17 protein-coding genes are annotated in these 15,391 nt (G+C 39.0%); 12 read left to right on the forward strand and 5 right to left on the reverse strand.

Annotated features, from left to right (window positions below; all coding sequences use genetic code 11):
- Window positions 1–105: 105 nt before the first annotated feature.
- Window positions 106–507 (forward strand): hypothetical protein, encoded by a 402-nt coding sequence (locus tag AZE41_RS11065; protein ID WP_067209255.1) that lies wholly within the window; start codon window positions 106–108, stop codon window positions 505–507.
- Window positions 508–889: 382 nt separating this feature from the next.
- On the opposite strand, the gene AZE41_RS11070 is transcribed toward AZE41_RS11065, so the two are convergent.
- Window positions 890–1,987 (reverse strand): tyrosine-type recombinase/integrase, encoded by a 1,098-nt coding sequence (locus AZE41_RS11070; protein ID WP_067209258.1) that lies wholly within the window; start codon window positions 1,985–1,987, stop codon window positions 890–892.
- 630 nt (window positions 1,988–2,617) lie between these two features.
- On the opposite strand from AZE41_RS11070, the gene AZE41_RS11075 reads away from it, so the two are divergent.
- The 3 genes from AZE41_RS11075 (at window position 2,618) to AZE41_RS11085 (ending at window position 4,931) form a co-directional block, all read left to right on the forward strand.
- On the forward strand, window positions 2,618–3,601 hold the full coding sequence (locus AZE41_RS11075) for a helix-turn-helix domain-containing protein (protein WP_067209261.1): 984 nt from the start codon (window positions 2,618–2,620) through the stop codon (window positions 3,599–3,601).
- Window positions 3,602–3,894: 293 nt separating this feature from the next.
- Complete coding sequence (locus AZE41_RS11080; RefSeq protein ID WP_067209263.1) at window positions 3,895–4,332, forward strand: GNAT family N-acetyltransferase; 438 nt, start codon at window positions 3,895–3,897, stop codon at window positions 4,330–4,332.
- Window positions 4,333–4,448: 116 nt separating this feature from the next.
- On the forward strand, window positions 4,449–4,931 hold the full coding sequence (locus tag AZE41_RS11085; RefSeq protein ID WP_067209264.1) for a methylated-DNA--[protein]-cysteine S-methyltransferase: 483 nt from the start codon (window positions 4,449–4,451) through the stop codon (window positions 4,929–4,931).
- 394 nt (window positions 4,932–5,325) lie between these two features.
- On the opposite strand, the gene AZE41_RS11090 is transcribed toward AZE41_RS11085, so the two are convergent.
- Window positions 5,326–5,775, reverse strand: coding sequence for a DUF4362 domain-containing protein (locus AZE41_RS11090; protein WP_067209266.1), 450 nt, complete (start codon window positions 5,773–5,775; stop codon window positions 5,326–5,328).
- Between the two features lie 189 nt (window positions 5,776–5,964).
- Between AZE41_RS11090 and AZE41_RS11095 the strand changes: the two genes are divergently transcribed.
- From AZE41_RS11095 to AZE41_RS11115, 5 genes are all read left to right on the forward strand, one after another.
- Window positions 5,965–7,719, forward strand: a complete 1,755-nt coding sequence (locus tag AZE41_RS11095) for an ABC transporter transmembrane domain-containing protein (RefSeq protein WP_067209268.1) — start codon at window positions 5,965–5,967, stop codon at window positions 7,717–7,719.
- Complete coding sequence (locus tag AZE41_RS11100; protein ID WP_067209270.1) at window positions 7,719–9,506, forward strand: ABC transporter ATP-binding protein; 1,788 nt, start codon at window positions 7,719–7,721, stop codon at window positions 9,504–9,506. The genes AZE41_RS11095 and AZE41_RS11100 overlap by 1 nt, the downstream gene beginning before the upstream one ends.
- 308 nt (window positions 9,507–9,814) lie before the next feature.
- Window positions 9,815–10,525 (forward strand): cytochrome c biogenesis CcdA family protein, encoded by a 711-nt coding sequence (locus AZE41_RS11105; protein WP_067209272.1) that lies wholly within the window; start codon window positions 9,815–9,817, stop codon window positions 10,523–10,525.
- Between the two features lie 20 nt (window positions 10,526–10,545).
- Window positions 10,546–10,854 carry a thioredoxin family protein gene (locus AZE41_RS11110; RefSeq protein WP_067209275.1) on the forward strand — a complete coding sequence of 103 codons (309 nt, stop codon included), beginning with the start codon at window positions 10,546–10,548 and terminating at the stop codon, window positions 10,852–10,854.
- Complete coding sequence (locus tag AZE41_RS11115; RefSeq protein WP_067209278.1) at window positions 10,851–11,375, forward strand: CcdC family protein; 525 nt, start codon at window positions 10,851–10,853, stop codon at window positions 11,373–11,375. Before AZE41_RS11110 ends, AZE41_RS11115 begins: the two co-directional genes overlap by 4 nt.
- 104 nt (window positions 11,376–11,479) lie before the next feature.
- On the opposite strand, the gene AZE41_RS11120 is transcribed toward AZE41_RS11115, so the two are convergent.
- The gene (locus AZE41_RS11120) at window positions 11,480–11,887 is read right to left on the reverse strand and encodes a DUF2621 domain-containing protein (RefSeq protein ID WP_156476164.1); all 408 of its coding nucleotides are present in this window, start codon (window positions 11,885–11,887) and stop codon (window positions 11,480–11,482) included.
- Window positions 11,888–12,390: 503 nt separating this feature from the next.
- On the opposite strand from AZE41_RS11120, the gene AZE41_RS11125 reads away from it, so the two are divergent.
- Window positions 12,391–12,984, forward strand: a complete 594-nt coding sequence (locus AZE41_RS11125; protein ID WP_067209282.1) for an SCO family protein — start codon at window positions 12,391–12,393, stop codon at window positions 12,982–12,984.
- Window positions 12,985–13,022: 38 nt separating this feature from the next.
- Window positions 13,023–13,697: a lytic transglycosylase domain-containing protein gene (locus AZE41_RS11130; protein ID WP_067209284.1), complete on the forward strand. Its 675-nt coding sequence runs from the start codon at window positions 13,023–13,025 to the stop codon at window positions 13,695–13,697.
- A gap of 154 nt (window positions 13,698–13,851) precedes the next feature.
- Here the strand turns inward: AZE41_RS11130 and AZE41_RS11135 are convergent, their stop codons facing one another.
- Window positions 13,852–14,106, reverse strand: coding sequence for a GlsB/YeaQ/YmgE family stress response membrane protein (locus tag AZE41_RS11135; RefSeq protein ID WP_067209287.1), 255 nt, complete (start codon window positions 14,104–14,106; stop codon window positions 13,852–13,854).
- A gap of 111 nt (window positions 14,107–14,217) precedes the next feature.
- Window positions 14,218–14,763, reverse strand: a complete 546-nt coding sequence (locus AZE41_RS11140; protein ID WP_067209288.1) for a cysteine hydrolase family protein — start codon at window positions 14,761–14,763, stop codon at window positions 14,218–14,220.
- A gap of 180 nt (window positions 14,764–14,943) precedes the next feature.
- On the opposite strand from AZE41_RS11140, the gene AZE41_RS23675 reads away from it, so the two are divergent.
- On the forward strand, window positions 14,944–15,108 hold the full coding sequence (locus AZE41_RS23675; RefSeq protein WP_354313179.1) for a D-arabinono-1,4-lactone oxidase: 165 nt from the start codon (window positions 14,944–14,946) through the stop codon (window positions 15,106–15,108).
- The last annotated feature ends 283 nt before the right edge of the window (window positions 15,109–15,391 follow it).

Consider the following 15,391-nt stretch of genomic DNA (forward strand, 5'->3'; position numbering starts at 1 on the left):
TTTCACCTTTGGAAAAGTAATGATTTTATATGATAATTAATTTTCTGTTCAGCATTAGGGACTAATTATTAATCTATTAATAAATACAGTAGAAAGGAGAATTTCATGAATAGAATAAATTTATTAATTTTAATAGTTTTCGTTTTATTAACAGGTTGTTCTAGACAAGAAACCATTCGAGCTGCTGGTGAAGGTGAATATTGGAAAGCGCATGTGGTATACGAAGTGTCCAATTCAGAACTCTCTGATAGAGGGGGGATTGAATATACAGGAGATGAAGAACTTATCTATGTCACTTTTGCGGTAATTACTAGCACCGGAGCTAACCGGAAGGGAGAACGATATCCTGAAGAAAACCAAACCGCTATATCTTTTGGAACGTCCGTAACTAATCATCCACCAACTAAAGATGAAGCAATTATTGACTTAAATCACACTTATATAGAAATTAAATGGCAGACTAAAACTGGAGATTATGAAGAGAAAGTAGAATTGAAAGTTAATTAATTCCGAAAATACTGTATAACAAAGCCTGGACTTTAATAGTCGAGGGGTCACAGGAGCAGAAAAAAATAGTTGTACAGTGAAGTAACTTAGCATAACCCGTCCTTAATTTAGAACGGGGTTATGCTTGTTTTATGTTTTGGTTTTAAATTTAAATACCATTATTTTTACAAATGGGTAGCAGTACGCAAATGATCTGGCTTGTTTTTTTAGGGTAAATTTGATTAGAACTTTTAGTCGAAAGTTGCGGTAACTGAAATGATGATTGATGACAATGGCGATTATGGTATAATAGACTCATAAATCATATGCGACTCAAGAGGAATACCCTCGCGCAACAGCTCTAAAACTACGGTTTTAGTCCTGTTGAGCGAGGGTTTTTTTATTAGATATAATCCCCAAATATATCTGGCTTCCATGCATGAATTGCGTGGCGTTCTTTCTCAAAGATCTTCTCCAAATAGATCATTGTGGTTTCAATCTTCTCATGTCCAAGACTTCTCATAATATCGTAAATATCTACGCCATTTAGTTTTGAGATGATTGCGAAGGCATGGCGGAATACGTGTGGGGTGATCTTCATCGTTTGATCCGATAACTTCAGCTGTTCTAAGCTTGTAATCTCCTTTTTCACATACTGCGATAAATATGAGGGGGAATATGCTCGTCCTGTATTCGTTGTAAAAAGCGGATCATCCAGATGCGCTCGTTCGATTGGCAATAGGCCCCGTGCATTGCGAAAACTACGAATGCTATGGACCACTTTCTCTTTCAACGGAACATGCCGTCTCTTATTCCCTTTCCCCAACACATCCAAATAATAGCCGCCTTGAATAGAATCCACTTTTAAGTCTTTCACCTGCAAGGTACAAAATTCTTCATTCCGAATTCCGGTTGTTGTTAAGACGTGAATAATCGTAAACATGATTGGTTGCTGCATGTCTCTAAATGTATTCAGTAGCATTACGACATCGACTGGTCCTAAATCCCGATTAGGTCGATCATCTTTTCGAACGGTCGCAATCCGTAATCCCTGGTGAATCGGTTCCTGAATATAGCCCACACGATGCAGAAATGCAAAAAATGCTTTGAGTATCGTTGTTTTCCGTTCTAGCGTTGCAGGGGAGTATGCCCCTTTGCTCACCACATACGGACTGTCAGTTGCTAACCACTCTTGATACCTTCTTAAATGACGTGATTGAAGTGATTTAAACAGAGAACCTTCTATTATATAGGCGACATCTACATCGATTTCTGTACTGTATGTTAAGAGCTGTTCGATGAAGAGCAAAAGTTCACGCTCATACTCTCTAACTGTCCTCTCCGTCCGATCATTTTTTTGGTTCAAGTGGCGACGTTCGTAAAGAAACCATTTCATCATGTCTGGATCCGTAAAATCATGAAAAGCCTTTTGTCCATCTTTCTCTGCTTCATCTAAACGATTTTGAAGAGCCGGCAAAGTTGATAGATCCTGTAGCTCCATTTTTAAAACACTTATTTGCAACTGTTTAGTTACACTCACTGAAAATACGATAGACTTAACACCCCTTTATTCAATTCACCAAAATACGCATTATGTCTTTTTAGAATCCAATCATTATTTTTAACAACAATTCCACCTTTCAAGTCAAACTATTTATAATAAAATAAAAAGTTAGTATGTACTGCAAATAATTCGAAAATAGTCAGTTACAACTATTATATCCACCTTTAAAATAGTGAAGATTAAACACTTTTTATTCAAAATCTATATATTTCTAACAAGTCTCTATAGAAATGAATTCAAAATTACAACAGATACATTATTTTTCAATCAACCTATCTATTTTAACACAACTTTAATATAACATAAAAAAACAGTTCCTTTGTTTATGTATAATTTTTTATTGATTAAATTCTATTGTATTTCGATATGATATTAAGTTGCTATTAAAGTTGAGTTATTTTATAGTATATAAGAATTGAATTTATTATTAATCGAATTATGTCACTGACTTTATCATTGTGAAATTAATTGAATTACTAAATATAATTTAGGCTATGTCAAATAAAGTAGTAACGCTCATTTAATTTTATTTATTAAGTTTATGCACTTAAGACAGGAGAGATTGAATTGAATGATTGGTACACAAGACTAGAGGTAGCGGATATACTTGGTATATCGAAGGCTACTGTCTACCACTATGCGAAACAAAAGAAAATCATTAAAATAGAAGACCCACATCGCCTGATACGAGAAGTGAGGTACAAACGGGAAGAAGTCGACACACTTGCTGCAGAACGACAACGCAATCAACCGATGGGGCTTCGGCCTTCTGAACTCGCTAAACAATTGGGCGTGACAACGCAGCGCATTTATGCCTTAATTCGAGAAACTGATTTACCCGTGGATGAATTGCCTGTTGGAGATGAACGCACTATCTATTCCATTCCAGATGAAACGGCGGTATGGATCACACAAGAAATCGAACGGACAGCGTCTGTGCGGGGGACACGGGTTGAATTTTATGATGCTAAATTTGATATCGTACTATACCAGCTTTTCCGTACACAACAGGGACAAGATATGCGTGTATTGCGCAACGACAACCAGGAATGGGGCTTCTATTTGCAATCGCGGACATGGATTCCTTTTGCGAATGGTATCCATATTTATCAGTATGAAGCGGTGTATCCGATTCATCGTCCGAATAGTAGAGTAAAAGGGTATACAGACTTTTCACTACCAAAAGACTTACAGGAATCGTTTGATTTCCTTGATTTCGTCTATCAAATATGGGGGATTGAAAACATTCGCATCCGTGAGCACGACACACATATTGATTTGTCGATAAAAAGCGGAGAAATTGAGCTATCTATACCTGTTCCGGAGATACTTACAGAAAGTATTATAAAGAGATTTCTCGTATTAGGCGATGTTGTAATTAAAGAAGGCGAGTGGACGCTTATTAGCGGATACAGGCGCACGACATTTGATTTACCAAACAATCTGCTGGATAAATTGCAGGAGATTGCCAAAGAAAAAGACCTGTCAATGAGTGAATATGTGGAAGAGGCAGTGCGGGAGAAATTTGAAAGGGAAGAGAAAATGGAATGATAAATATCTTTAGTAACCAAAAAACGAGCTGATATTTAGCTCGTTTTTTGGTTATGAGGATTATATAAGGAACAAAGTGTCAAGTTAAGTGGGATAGAAAGCTAAACAAATTCAAGTTACATAATATTATTATGTAAACTAATAATTATTTTCAACCTCGGATAACAGTTCAAAGAAAACAAGTCAAACTATTAGCTGGACAAAAAGAAAGGCTGGTTCGAGGACAATTACAAATCAATTTGTGGTAAAGTTGATTAATTCAGAAATATAATAATTATAAGGGGGATTCACGTATGAGCATTCTAAAAGCAACAGGAAATGACCTTGATTCATTAGCAGAACTATTGGACTTATACAGAGTATTTTATCAACAAAAATCAAATATTAATGGTGCAAAAGAGTTTATTAAAGACAGATTAAGCAACGAGGAATCTGTTATTTTTATAGCCTTTGATGAAAATAATCCTATTGGCTTTGTTCAATTATACCCTTCTTTTTCGTCTGTTAGTCTGAAGCGGACATGGATCTTAAACGATTTGTATGTAATGGAAAGTGTTCGTGGCAAAGGGTTTGGCGAAAAGTTAATTAAAAAAGCCATTTCATTTGCAGCGGACACAGGTGCAAAAGGAATATTACTTGAGACCAATGTAGAAAATATAACAGCACAAAAGCTTTATGAAAAAATCGGTTTCACGAAAGAAAAAAACTACTTCTATTTCTTTTCAATTTGAGAAAATACTAGTACCCATTAAATATCTAACACAGAAAATCAAAAGAAGTTTTAGGAGGGACTTAATACAATCCGAAAGTCTTCATTATCAGCATCCTTATCTACGGAGGTTCTTACATGAGTAAACTACATAAACTAGATTATGAATCACCGATTGGAGTAATTGAAATAATAGGTACAGATGAGGCTATATATTCAATAATGTTTTCTGAAGAGGATAGTGTGACAAATAGGATGCAAGCAGAAACTCCCGCGTCTTTAGTGGATTGCTATGATCAAATTGAGCAATATTTTAAAGGTGAGCGTCACGAATTTACATTTCCTTATAACTTTGAAGGAACAGACTTTCAAAAATCAGTTTGGAGCGCTTTGACAAAAGTATCCTGCGCCGAAACGGTATCCTACAAAGATATTGCTGTTTCAATTGGGAATGAAAAAGCCGTGAGGGCAGTAGGAACTGCAAACGGAAAAAACAAGCTAAGTATCGTGATTCCTTGTCATCGAATTATCGGTTCTAATGGGAAATTAACAGGTTATGCAGGTGGTTTGTGGAGAAAGGAATGGTTACTTCAGCATGAGAGGACCTTTTACAAGGCATAACCCACATCCTCTAGGACAGTGTTGTTCGTGAACTCTTTCAAGCAATCGTCCTTATTATCGCTTCGCTATTCAAATCGCATTAGTACAAATGAAATAATCCGCCCTTGAGTCTCCAAGAAAATGAGCGGATTATTCTGTAGAGTTTGCTAATCGCCTTTGGAGCGATATTATGTTATTAAAGATCGTTTGGTAGTTGCACATCAAACGGTCTTTTTTACTGTGTATTACTTTACCAATGATATCCGTCGTACTCTTCGCATTTTGGTAAAAGAACTCTTAATCTGTTTTCTTTTGTTTCAGAATCAATACCAGAAGGAAGGGAGTACCAGATGTGGATGCCACTACAAGAAGTGTTGGAAAATCAGTCATTGTATAAAGTATCCATCAGCCATACCTAATGCACGTGTTCGTCCACATGCTCTTTCGACACGCTTAGAATCTTAAAGCTTTCAGCGGATGAATCACATCCTTTAAGTGTGTAGATAAATAATTGTTGCCCTTCCTCTTCTAGGAGATCCGTACATGTCATATTCGTTTTGACGGGATCCTTGCCTCTATTTTTATTTTTTGAACGATCTATCTCCAAGTGGATCGTGGTGTCTTGGAAAGAAAGATTATATAATGTTGGATCTCCTTCAAGCGTGTAATTCGCAATACGGACTGTAGCTGCTTCCTCCATCTCCATACTTTCCAAGAACGATTCAAACGCCGGATAGTTATAGACAGGCCCGTGCATATTGACGATATCACCGTTTAGAACAGCTTTTTCACTAGTATACGAACAAGCTGAACTGACTATCATGGCTATTAGTACAAGTAAATATAAGTGTATTTTGTTCCTCATATTTATTACCTCCTTACGATCCGCTAGCGTTTCACCTCAATTATATGAAGAAGCAGCATACATTATCCCATTTTGAAAACTAAAACTACTTCTGAATCCGAATTATTTGAATCTCGGACCTTTTATATTGTTCAGACTTTTGCTAAACTAATCAAAGGTCTAATTTTAATGAAAAGTAGGGGGAGTAGCGTGAAGGTTTTATTACAACTTGGCTGGTTTTTTAAACAGCGCAAGAAGCAGTATCTTTTCGGGATTGCGATGCTTGTTTTCGTTTCCGTATTGCAATTGTTGCCTCCGAAAATTATCGGAATTATCGTCAATGATATTACAAAGGGTTCTTTAACAGCTGAAGGGCTCACAAAATGGCTTATTATCCTAGCTGTAGCAGGTATCCTCATGTACATTGCGCGCTATTATTGGCGTGTTATGATTTTTGGTTCAGCCGTTTTGTTATCCAGAACAATGCGTGAAAAGTTATTCAATCATTTCACGAGAATGTCGCCATCTTTCTACCAAAAAAGACGTGTAGGAGATTTAATGGCTCATGCAACAAACGATATAAATGCTGTGCAGCAAACAGCCGGTATGGGGATTTTGACACTGGTCGATTCCATCTCAACAGGTGGATTTGTCATTTTGACGATGGCCATCACCATCAATTGGAAATTGACATTAATAGCACTTATTCCACTGCCATTCATGATTTTCCTGACAAGCTATTATGGAAAACTATTGCGCAAGCGATTCCGGTTTGCCCAAGAAGCATTCTCGAATTTGAATGACAAAACGCAGGAAAGTATATCTGGCATTAAGGTCATCAAAACATTCGGTCAGAAAAACGAAGATATTGAAGATTTTACAAGCCTGTCTACAGATGTCGTTGGTAAAAATATGCGTGTCGCCAAAGTAGATGCATTATTTGATCCGACGATTACAGGGATATTTGCAATTTCATACATTTTGTCTTTCTATTTTGGAACGAAGTTTATTATTGCAGGCGACATGTCAATTGGAGACATGGTAGCGTTCAGTACATACCTTGGACTTCTTGTCTGGCCAATGCTTGCATTCGGCTTCCTATTTAATATTGTAGAGCGTGGAAATGCATCTTACAGCCGGATTACAGAATTGTTGTCCGTTGCACCAGAAATTAAAGACGTAACGGGTGCGATTGATAGAAGACCAGAAGGCGATTTACACTTCGATATAGACGAGTTTAAATTCCCAGGTGATGAACGCGCTGCATTGCACAATGTTCACTTCACGTTAAAACGAGGAGAAACAATGGGCGTTGTGGGTAAAACAGGATCAGGTAAAACAGCGATTTTAAAACTATTGCTTAGAGAGTTTGAAGGATACAAAGGAAGTATCGTCTATGGAGACAAACCTATCAATCAATATAAGCAGCAACGTTTAAGAGAGTCGATCGGTTATGTACCACAAGATCACTTCCTATTTTCAACGACACTTGCTGAAAATATAGCCTTTACAAACCCTAGAATTGGAACAGAGAAAATTCATGAAGCTGCACGGCTTGCGCATATCCATGAAGACATTTTAGGATTTACGGAAGGATATGGCACTATTGTTGGAGAACGTGGTGTATCGTTATCTGGTGGTCAGAAACAGCGAATTTCCATTGCCCGTGCATTAATTATGGAACCCGAATTACTGCTTTTGGATGATTCCTTATCGGCTGTCGACGCCAAAACGGAAGAAGCGATTTTACAATCACTCAAACAAACACGTACAGGCGAGACGACAATTATTACCTCTCACCGATTAAGTGCCCTCCAACATGCACATAAAATCATCATTCTGCATGAAGGTACGATTGTCGAAACTGGAACGCATGAAGAACTACTCGAAATGAATGGAAGATATAAAGAAATGTATGACCTGCAGCAACTCGAAGTGCTTGTCGAACAAGGAGGCGAGGAATAATGTCAGCAGAAAAACAACCAAAATTAACAGCGAAAGATCAATGGGTTGTCTTAATAAGATTGTTGCGTTATATCATCCCTCATAAAAAGAGCGTAATTATTGCGCTTGTCCTGCTTGTTTTGACGGTCGCGGGCAGTATCGTAGGACCCTTAATTATTCAACAATTCATTGATAACCATCTAGCTACCATGAGTTTTCAAAGGAGTCTCATCACGAATATCGCAATTGTCTATATAGCTATTCAGATATTCATGGTTATCGTCTCTTATTTTCAGTTGATACGTTTCCAAGATATTGCACTGAAAATCATTCAGCAAATGCGCATCGACGTGTTTTCAAAGGTACAAGGGCTCGGCATGCGTTATTTTGATAAAACACCTGCTGGAAGTATCGTGTCACGTGTGACGAATGATACGGAAGCAATCAAAGAAATGTTCGTCAGTGTCATTGTCACGTTTTTACAAGCTATATTTGTAATTATTGGCGTTTATATTGCATTATTTTCACTTAATGCAAAGTTGGCGTTTATTTCCTTGTTATTATTGCCTTTGTTTTTAGCCGTTATTGTCGTCTACAGACGCTATAGTGCTGATTTTTATCAAGATATTCGTGAGCGATTAAGTCAGCTCAACGCTAAAATAGCTGAATCATTATCCGGAATGGGGATGATTCAAGCCTTTAGACAGGAAGATCGGTTAGAGGCAGAATTTGATGATATTAATGAAAAACATTTCCGTGCGGGAATGCGTAACATCAAATTTGACAGTGTCCTGCTGGGTCCAGCAATCGATTTACTGTACGCTGGAGCAATCATTTTTGTACTCGGATACTTCGGATTTTTATCTCTTGCCAGTCCTGTGGAAGTGGGGATACTCTATGTATTTACAACTTTGATTGGCCGTTTATTCCAACCTGTTCAACAAGTAATGCAACGATTATCTATTTTCCAACAAGCGATGGTTGCAGCATCGCGAGTCTTTAAGTTAATGGATGATCCTGATATGGAACCGGAGCAACAAGATAATAAACAAGCCGAAATTCAAAATGGTAAAATCGAATTCCGTGATGTATCGTTTTCCTATGACGGACAAGCCGACGTACTGAAAAATATTTCATTTACCGCGAATGCAGGTGAGACTGTTGCCCTCGTCGGTCATACCGGTAGCGGTAAAAGCTCCATCATCAACTTGCTAATGCGTTTCTATGAATATGAGCGTGGTGGTATTTATATCGATGATGTTTCGCTGAAAGAATACCCGAAAGAAGAATTGCGGAAGAAGACAGGACTTGTCTTGCAAGACCCGTTTCTATTCTACGGGGACATCGAAAGCAACATTCGTTTACATGATAAGGAAATGACGTCTGGGGAAGTAAGAGCAGCAGCTGAGTTCGTCCAAGCAAATGAATTCATCGAAAAACTACCAGACAAATATGCTCAAAAAGTAACAGAACGTGGCTCCACATTCTCAAGTGGGCAGCGCCAGCTAGTTGCATTTGCACGTACAATCGCGACGAATCCTAAAATTCTCGTTCTGGATGAAGCAACTGCCAATATCGATACAGAAACAGAAGTGGCAATTCAATCGAGCCTTGAAAAAATGAGAAAAGGGCGCACAACAATCGCAATTGCTCATAGGCTCAGCACAATTCAAGACGCAGAACTAATTCTCGTCCTGCACAAAGGCGAAATCGTCGAACGTGGAACACACCAGGAATTATTACTGAAAAAGGGGCTCTACCATAAGATGTATCTCCTTCAAAACAATATTTTGGAAGATGTTATCTGATAAATGACTTGAGCTGCAGTGGGTGGCCCATGCAATGAGGAAGGGTTGAACTACCTCCTTCTATGCACCCGCAGCACGTGGCGAATTTAGATTGCCTTCATATTGTCACGAACTAAAACCGCCTGCCCATATTGGGTAGGCGGTTTTTAAGCCGACAGTATATAGGTTTTAAGCAGTCATTGCAGCGAGAGACAGAGACCTGTGACTATGTTCCGCGGAATTGTCATAAACTGTTCACAGACATATTAGACGTAATTTGACGCTTCTTTTGATACGATTGAGGAAGAAAAATTGAAGGGGAGAGAATAATGGCAACAGACTTAAATCTATTTCTCGCTTTCGGTGCCGGTTTCTTAAGTTTCATCTCTCCGTGTACATTGCCGCTGTACCCAGCATTCATTTCGTATATTACGGGCATGTCACTGGATGATCTAAAATCGGATTCGAAACGCATGAGCAGAAGCGGTACACTACATACACTGTTCTTTTTAATCGGATTTTCAATTATTTTTGTCGTACTTGGTTTCGCTACGTCGTTGGTAGGGACATTTTTTGTAGAAAATCAAGAAATACTAAGACAACTCGGGGCAGTCTTTATGGTGTTATTTGGCCTTATGATTGCAGGTGTATACACACCTAAGTTTCTTATGGGCGAAAAGAAACTACAGTTTAAAAACCGTCCTTCTGGTTATTTTGGGAGTGTATTAATTGGGCTTGCATTCGCCGCAGGTTGGACACCGTGCTCAGGACCGATAATCGGGGTAATCATGGGACTCTCTGCGACAAACCCAGGATCAGGAGTTATCTATATGCTGATGTATGTCTTCGGTTTTGCGATTCCATTCTTTGTTCTGTCGTTCTTTATAACGCGTCTCGGTTGGATTCGGAAAAATAGTGGCTTGATAATGAAAATTGGGGGCGCCGTCATGATTGCATTCGGAATTTTGCTGTTCTTCGATGGATTGACGTATTTAACAAGTTTGCTCAGCCCAATTTTCGGAGATTTCCAAGGTTTTTGAGTTGAATGGGAGGGATTCCGATGAAGCAAATCGGATCATTCGGTGAATGGATGGAATACGTTGAAAGAGAAAGCGCGTTACTCCTTTTCGTGAAAACCGATAACTGTTCAGTCTGTGAAGGACTATACCCACAAGTGAAAGCACTTAAAGTAGACTTTCCAATTCCATTTTATACAGTGAATGTGGCAGAAGTGCCAGAAATAGCGGGACAACTTTCGTTATTTACAGCGCCAGTTGTCCTCCTGTTCAATGAAGGGAAAGAGTATGCGCGATTTGCACGTTTTATTCGAATAGAAGAATTGAAGTATCGCTTGGGGGAAATAATATGAACGAACTAATTGAAACAGTTTTCACAAAGGTGCCCCCGGTTTACCTCATTATCGGTTCAACCGTACTTGCGCTAGTTATGGGATTGATTGCGCTGATTGTTAGGACGAAAGCGGCGAAGAGACCTGATACCCCACTGAAGATCATCTTGCCGCCCCTCTTTATGTCGACGGGTGCGCTGATGTTCATATTCGAAGAATTTCGGGTGCCGCTGTCCCAGGTGCTAGAAGCCCTCCTTGTTGGGATACTGTTCTCAATTATCTTGATAAAAACGACAAATTTCGAACGTAAAGATGACGATATCTATATGAAACGGTCAAAAGCATTCCTATTTATTCTACTTGGGCTTCTTATTGTTCGGCTCGTCGGGAAACTGCTTCTAAGTAATACAATAGATGTAGGGGAACTGGGCGGCATGTTCTGGATTCTTGCATTTGGCATGATTATCCCTTGGCGGATTGGTATGCTTATCAAGTACAATAAAATAAAAGAAGGTAAACAAGTAAAAGGTGTCCGCAATTAAATGCGGACACCTTTTACTTGTTCCTTAGAAAATAATGAAATCTCGCACAGGGAATAATTTAAAACTCAAAGATTTTAGAAGCCCTTTGAGCCACTTTTGTTCAATCAAAATAAATGTTCATATGGTGTTAGATCAATCTTCATTTCGGCCATTTTCTTGCGCAAAAATTTATGGTCCCGTTTTGGCGTTGCTTGTATATATCCGCGGACAATAAGATCGGAATCAATTTTCTTCGCATTTTCCTCAAGTGCTATCTCGCCAATCTTACCCGCGATTTTTTGCTTCGCTACGGGGCGGAATAATTCCGGTACTGGGACAACTAGCTCATTCAACAAAAGTTTCGCCTCGTCATTCCAAAGGTGCAGAGAGCTCTCCACATAATGCTCTTCCCAGTCAAGTGTAGATTTTCCGTCCGCTTTTGGGAACACTTTCAAAAATTTCCGGAACATGAAAAAGCCGCCGATGCCGAATAGCCCTATGAGGACAACGCACCAGAAAATGATGAACCACATAAATAGATCTTGCTGCAACAGTCTTCACCTCTTCCATTCTATTCACCATTATAAGAGCTTTTGTAAAAAAACACACGGACAATGTATTCCTTTCTTTAATTTCAGACTATATAAGGACACAAAGAAGGTGATAGTCATGGCAACCCGCAAATTTAAGAATGCGGTTGGAGGAATTTATTCTGATGCTTTCGAGGTAAATGACTCTCCACTTTTTTTCATTTTATCCCGTATTAAAGGGCAGTAAGACCCCCATTTCAAGTCTTCAAGGACACAAGAAGAATAAGTGGGGGATGAAGCCCCCACTCTGATTGAAGATTAACTTTATCTCTTGCACCGAAACGAAACGAAACTTGTCGATATATACTATGTACTCTTTTCCTTAAAGATGAAGTGAACTTCACAAATAAGTCACGGATTCGTCATGGAAGCAATCAGCTCCTCGCTTGTTTGAAGCCATTACTTCCGATATGATGAACGTATCAATTGATAGTGGAGGAAGACAAATGAGAAAAAAACTTTTACTACCTTATGTATTACTTGTAGTGCTTATTTTAAGTGCGTGTTCTGCTGGTGGGTTCAAAGCGGAGCATAATTATAAAATTGAACCGTTTGAATTTACAAACCAGCACAATGAAAAGGTTTCATTGGATGATATGAAAGGGAAAGTATGGCTGGCACAATTTGTTTTCACTGTTTGTACAAGTGCATGTCCGCCGATGATGATGAACATGGCAGACCTTGACAAAAAACTTATTGATGAAGGCATTGAAGATTACAAAATCGTATCATTCAGTATTGATCCCGATGTGGATACACCGGAAGCGATGCAAGATTACCTTGACTTGTATGACGTCCTGGATCAAAGCAGATGGGAAATGCTGACTGGGTATACACAAGAGAAAATTACTGACTTCGCTGCGAAGTCCTTCAAGACGCTTGTTGCTGATATACCTGATTCGGATCAGGTAATGCACGCAACTTACTTTTCTCTTGTCAATCAAAAAGGGGAAGTCGTCAAAACCTATGACGGTATGACAGATGTACCATTTGATGAAATCGTCAAGGATATGAAAGCACTTAGTAAAGAAGGTGCGTAACTAAACAAAAGCAATACTGGATCTAACGGGGTGGAAAGATGAAAAAACAAAAACGTAAAGGCTTATCTATAAAAATGAAAGCAATGCTTATCATCCTGCTTATCCCGATTACTGTTACTATCTTCATATTAACAGCTATTATTTGGACAGGTTTGAACAATCCAGAACTAATTCGGAAATCTGCAAGTGCATTGCTCGACATAGGGGAACGTCACACTGCAACGTCAATTCCGGAAGAGTACATTCCTATCTATAAAGAGGCGGCGGAGGTTTATGGTATCCCGTGGACACTCCTTGCAGCACATCACCGCATTGAAACGCGGTTTTCAACGATGGATCCGCTTCTTTCACCCGTGGGTGCAGAAGGACATATGCAGTTCATGCCTTGCACATTTGTCGGCTGGACTTACCCGGGATGTAGCGGTCTTGGAAAAGGCGAAATTCCTGAAAAAGACAAGACAAATCCCGCTATCATCAAAGAATACGGCGGATACGGTGTCGATGGGAATGGTGACGGCATAGCCGATCCATATGATATCGAAGACGCAATTTTTAGTGCCGCCAACTATCTTTCAAAAAGTGGCGCAGCAGATGGAGACTTGGAAAAGGCTATTTTCAATTATAACCGCAGTGAAAAGTACGTACAGGACGTATTGCGATTTTTCAATGAATTCGAAGTCCAACGAGTTGACATGGAAGCAGCCAATAAATAAAATTAAAAAGATGGACCGCCAGTATATTGGGGTCCATCTTTTTATTGCTTTGTAAATTATAAAATTCTTGGCCTAGGGATCACCTATGAAAGGCGATATTTCACGTCTAGACGTGGCAGGCGTTTCCGCTTTTGTACTTCGTTATTAATTGGAATTATGAAGCTTTACGCATTGATTTCATAATAAAGCTCACAATGAACACGAGGATAATCGCTCCAATGAAAGCAGGGAAAATATAGAAGTCAGAAATTTTCGGACCCCATTGCCCAAGTAGCATTCCACCAATCCATGCACCAATAATACCAGCGATAATGTTACCAATAATTCCACCTGGGATATCTCTTCCCAAAATCATTCCTGCAAGCCAACCGATAATCCCGCCAATAATCAAAAACCAAATGAAACTCATACTGTCCATCTCCTTTTTAGTAATTTAAAATTTCCTCTATAGTCTTTGCAATAACCTTTATTACATGCCTTTAAACATCTTGAAGGAAAAATTACCGAAACTTCAAGAGTGTTAGCGGACAACAGTAACACCTAGCGTATTTTCAAAATGACGAAGTGCCCATGCATGACCTGCAGGATCGAAGCTCGCAACACCTTTTTCGTGGACGACAATATCAAATCCGCGGTTGTATGCATCGACAGCTGTATGAAGGATGCAAATATCCGTACAGACACCAACCAGATGCAATTCGGTAATTCTGCGTGCTCGAAGAAGCAACTCCAAATCTGTGCCCGCAAATGCACTGAAACGTGTTTTGTCCATCCAAAGGATTTCTTCTTTGCGCTCATCATACAATTGTTGAAGGGAACCATACAGATTCCTGCCGGTAGTCCCACGTATATTATGTGGAGGAAATTGTTTTGTTTCAGGATGGTACAAATCGTCTAAATCATGCACATCAACTGGCATCACAACGAAATGATTGTCGTCTAAAAATTTCCCCGTTAACTCGGTGATATATTTTTCCAAGTGAATTCCTGGTTCTCCGCATGTAAGTGCACCATCTTCAGCCACGAAATCCATTGTATAATCAATAACTAACAACGCTTTCTTCACTTTATAACACCCCTTTTCATTCCATCATGCCATAATTTAGTGACTACTTCATTAATTTCTGCTAAAAGTGTTCCAAACGCTCCAAAAAGGGGTATGTATTATTAAGTGCTCCCTTCACCGCAGCTCGTCAAATTCACAGAGACGAAATATGCGATTCCCTAGCGTACTTTTGAAGCTTGCATCGAAGAAATTCATGACTTCATGCATGCACATCCATTTTGCGTTCATCCCCCAATTGAATGCATAGTCGCTACTGATGATGATGTTCTTCTCAGTCCCACGCAAGAAGAGGAAACGGAGTTCATCGCGTTTCTTATGTACAAAGAATTGGACGCTTGCCTCTAAATTGAATGGGTATACATGCTAATCGAGATATACAACGAGCGGCCACATTTCGAAAAAGTGAACGATTTGAAGAATGAACAAATGCGGAAACTGTCACCAAATCTCAAATGGTTCATGAACATATCCGACAGCAATATGATCCTTGTCGCGTTTTTATGACAAATTACTTGCAAACTATCTTACGTATTATGAAGAGTTCTTAAGAGGGAGGGGAGTCATAACATTAACTTATGATAGACTATAAAGTTAATGTATTTTACTTATGTGGGTTGATATTATATGA

Source organism: Sporosarcina psychrophila, assembly GCF_001590685.1.
GTDB classification, from domain to species: domain Bacteria; phylum Bacillota; class Bacilli; order Bacillales_A; family Planococcaceae; genus Sporosarcina; species Sporosarcina psychrophila.